Source organism: Hyalangium sp. (genome assembly GCF_035629615.1).
GTDB lineage: Bacteria > Myxococcota > Myxococcia > Myxococcales > Myxococcaceae > Hyalangium.
In genome coordinates this window covers 1-3,710 of sequence record NZ_DASPHO010000618.1, presented here as the reverse complement: position 1 = coordinate 3,710, position 3,710 = coordinate 1, and the positions used below count along the sequence as shown (strand labels likewise).

The window sequence follows — 3,710 nt, the reverse complement described above, 5'->3', positions numbered from 1 at the left end:
GCGGCGGTTGCTGGAGGGTTATCTGGCATTGAAGCGGGAGACAACGGTAGAGCTACTGGCCAGCTGCTGCGAGCACGCCTCGGAGACAGAGCTGGAGCGGCTGCAAGATGCCTGCTTCGCGCTGAGAGATGCGGCGCGCTGGCAGGTGGAAAGCAGAGGGTGGGTGCAGTGGGAGTTCGAGCTGCTGAGGCTGGCGGCCCGCGCAGCGAACCGTCCCGGGCACTTGCTGCTGATTCACTCGCTAGAGCGCTCCTTCAGGGCCATGGCGGCAAGGCTGCTGCCCCACCTGGATTCAGAGGCCGCCCAGAAGTGGGCGTGGTGCGCCTTTCATGCCCTGTGTGACAGGGACGCGCAGACGCTGAGGCGAGAGCTGCCAGCGCTGCTGCAAGCGGCCGATGAGCGCCTTCTCGACAACCTGGGGCCAACTCGCCAGACAGCCCTCCCACCCCAGGCTCCCCTCGTGTCGGCCGAGCCGCTCCATGAGCATCCCCCGGAGCCAGAGTCAGTCAGAGGCGAGCTGCCGGGCGCAGCCGCTGCCAACCTGTATGCTTGTCATACAGGTTCGTCCCAGGCACAGCCGCCAGCTGGCGCTCCGCCCGCGTTGTCTGCTTGTCATACAGGTTTGTGCCAAGCGCCGCCGGCAGCTGACCCGTCGCCCGAGGCTCCGTCCACCGGCCTCGACCAGCCTTCGGGCGACACAGCGCTCAGGACAGCCGGGCTCACAGGCCACAGAGGGGAACGTGACGCTCTCTCTTGGTCCCCCGTGCCGTGGCCGTCGGCTGCTTCTCCTCGAGAGAACCCAAGGTCAGCGCCTCAGTCCACGAGAGGGCACTGGCCGGACGCCCCTTCCTCGAACCTGACCGTTTGTCATACAGGTTCGTGCTGGGCGCTGTTGCCGGAGTGTCCCCACTTCGCACCTGACTGCTTGTCATACAGGTTTGTGCCAAGCACTGTCGAAGAGGAGTTCCATCTGGTGTTCCGTCTACCGGTTGTCGCTCCCACCCAGGAGCACCACGTGTGGGGTAGGTAGGCCTCCATGCCACGAGGACTCACGCCACGTCGAGCACCGTCCACTCGTGCACCTCGCCCGCGAGCGTCACCTCGACGCTCTCGCCGGCGCGGCGTCCCAGCAGAGCCCGGCCCACGGGCGAGGCAGGGGTGATGACGGAGAGGAAGCCATCCCCTCCGGGGCCCGACAGCTCCGTTCCTGCTCCGACTGGGAGCAAGAAGAAGGTGCGCTCGTCGTAGCCCGTGTCGTCCTCCGTGCGCACATCCACGATGGCACCCAGCGCCACCGGGCTGCGGCGCTCGAAGCGCGGCAGCGCTGACTCCCGGAAGGCGGCGAGCGCACCCAGCTCCTCCTGGAGGCGCCGGGCGCGGGCAGCCTGCCCGGTGGCAAGGCTGCCGTACTCAATCGCGGCCCGGCCGTCCTCTTTCTTCTCAGATTCTGTCGCCAGGGAGCGTGCAGCCTCGCGCGCCTCGGCCTGGGCGCGGTGGGCGAGCCGGTCGCTCTGCTGGAGACGTTCGGCGAGCTGAGCCATCAGCTCTCTCTTGTCGAGTCCCATGCCACAGGACTGTAGCGCCAGGGCGTGACAGCTCCAGTTTCTGGCCTGCGCTCTCATGAGTAGGCTCTGCCCACCGCAGCAAGAGGAGCGCGCATGAGCAGCACGGAGATCTGGCCGCTGGAGCTGCCCGTGGTGCAGCTGCGAATCGCCCGTCCAACGGACCGGCTGGAGGAAGTGGTCCGCTTCTACACCGAGGGGCTCGGCCTGAAGCACCTCGGGGGCTTCGAGGCGCATGCCGGGTATGACGGCGTCTTCATCGGCCTGCCCGGGCACGGTGTCCATCTGGAGTTCACCCGCCATGAAGCGGGCAGCCCCTGCCCTGCTCCCACCCGAGACAACCTCCTCGTCCTCTACATCCCGGATCGGACGGCGCGGGACGCCATCGTGGCGCGGCTCACACGGCTCGGCTTCCCCCCGGTCGAGCCGGAGAACCCTTACTGGCAGCAGCACGGCGTCACCGTCGAGGATCCAGACGGCTGGCGGGTGGTGCTGCAGAACACTCACGGGCTCGAGCGGTCAGGCTCACCTTGAATGGAGGGACGCGTGCGCGACCTGTGGACAAGGCTGGAGCGGTGGCTCGGACAGAATGGGATCGACGCCCAGCTGCATCCCGGCGCGAGCGACGCCGACCTCGCACGCCTGGAGCACCTGTTCTCGTAAGCCATGCGGCCTTAGCGCCCGTTCCTCTTCCCCATCCGCGACACGAAGACCCGCGCTATCCTCTTCATGGGCCGGGGAGCGAACCCGCATTGGCTTGCTCCTCCGGCTCTGGAACTCCCTCTCCCCTGATGGCTCCTCTCCCCATGCGCTCCTCCCCGCTCCTCCTGGCCGCCCTCCTCGCGGCCTGCGCCACCGCTTCTGCTCCCTCGCCTACGCCGGCGGCTGCCGCCTCGGCTCCCTCGGTGGCAGCGCCCGGCCCCGCGCCGGCCTCGCCCACGCCTCCGGTGGCGAAGCGCATCCCGCACCCCGTCACCCTGCACGGAGACACCCGGCAGGACGACTATTTCTGGCTGCGTGAGAAGGAGAACCCCGAGGTCCGCGCCTACCTGGAGGCGGAGGCCGCCTACACCGCCCAGGTGATGAAGCCCACCGAGGCCCTGCAGAAGAAGCTCTACGAGGAGATGCTCGGGCGCATCCAGCAGACGGACCTGGAGGTCCCCTTCCGCAAGGGCGGCTTCTACTATTACACCCGCACCGAGGAGGGGAAGCAGTACCCCATCCACTGCCGGAAGAAGGGGAGCCTGGAGGCGCCGGAGGAGGTGCTGCTCGACTCCAACGTGCTCTCCAAGAGCTTCAAGTTCTACCGCGTGGCCACCTTCCAGGTGAGCGACGACGGCCACCTGCTGGCGTACTCCGTGGACACCACGGGCTTCAACGAGTTCACCCTCTACATCAAGGATCTGCGCACCGGGAAGCTCGGCCCGGAGCTCATCCAGAAGGTCTCCGGCTACTCCGGCGCCTGGGCCGCAGACAGCCGGACCTTCTTCTACATCACCGATGACGCCGCCAAGCGCGCCTACCGGCTGTGGCGCCACACCGTGGGGACGGATGGGAAGGACGACGTGCTCGTCTACGAGGAGAAGGACGAGCGGTTCCGGCTCTGGGTCAGTCGCTCGAGCTCGCGGGAGTACCTGTTCGTCCAGGCCAACAGCGCCACCACGAGCGAGGTGTGGGCCCTGCCCGCCAGCAAGCCCACGGCTCAGCTCCAGCAGTTGGAGCCGCGCCAACAGGAGCACGAGTACAGCGTGGAGCACCACGGCGAGCTCTTCTACATCCGCACCAACTCGGGGGGGCGCAACTTCCGCCTCGTCACCGCGCCGGTGAAGGCGCCGGGCCGGAAGCACTGGAAGGAGCTGCTCCCTCACCGTGAGAAGGTGATGCTCGAGGACATCACCCTCTTCAAGAACCACCTGCTCGTGCTCGAGCGTGACACCGGGCAGCAGCAGCTCGTCGTCACCGACCTGAAGACGCGCGCCAGCCACCGCATCCGCCTCCCCGAGCAGGTCTACACGGTGTTCCCCAGCTCGAACGAGGAGTTCGACACGCCGGTGCTGCGCTTCCGGTACACCTCCCTGGTCACGCCGACGTCCGTCTTCGACTACGACATGGGCACCCGCGAGCGGAAGCTGCTCAAGCAGCAGCCGG

2 protein-coding genes and 1 pseudogene are annotated in these 3,710 nt (G+C 67.6%); 2 read left to right on the top strand and 1 reads right to left on the bottom strand.

All coding sequences use genetic code 11. The features are described 5' to 3' along the window. Positions 1-1,049 precede the first annotated feature (1,049 nt). A complete protein-coding gene (locus VD972_RS31380) occupies positions 1,050-1,565 on the bottom strand; it encodes a GreA/GreB family elongation factor (RefSeq protein ID WP_324992462.1) in 516 nt (171 codons plus the stop codon). Between the two features lie 93 nt (positions 1,566-1,658). Here VD972_RS31380 and VD972_RS31375 point away from each other — a divergent pair, with 93 nt between their 5' ends. Next, positions 1,659-2,096, top strand: a complete 438-nt coding sequence (locus tag VD972_RS31375) for a VOC family protein (protein WP_324992461.1) — start codon at positions 1,659-1,661, stop codon at positions 2,094-2,096. A gap of 257 nt (positions 2,097-2,353) precedes the next feature. Next, positions 2,354-3,710, top strand: a pseudogene (locus VD972_RS31370) (hypothetical protein); the annotation flags it as partial.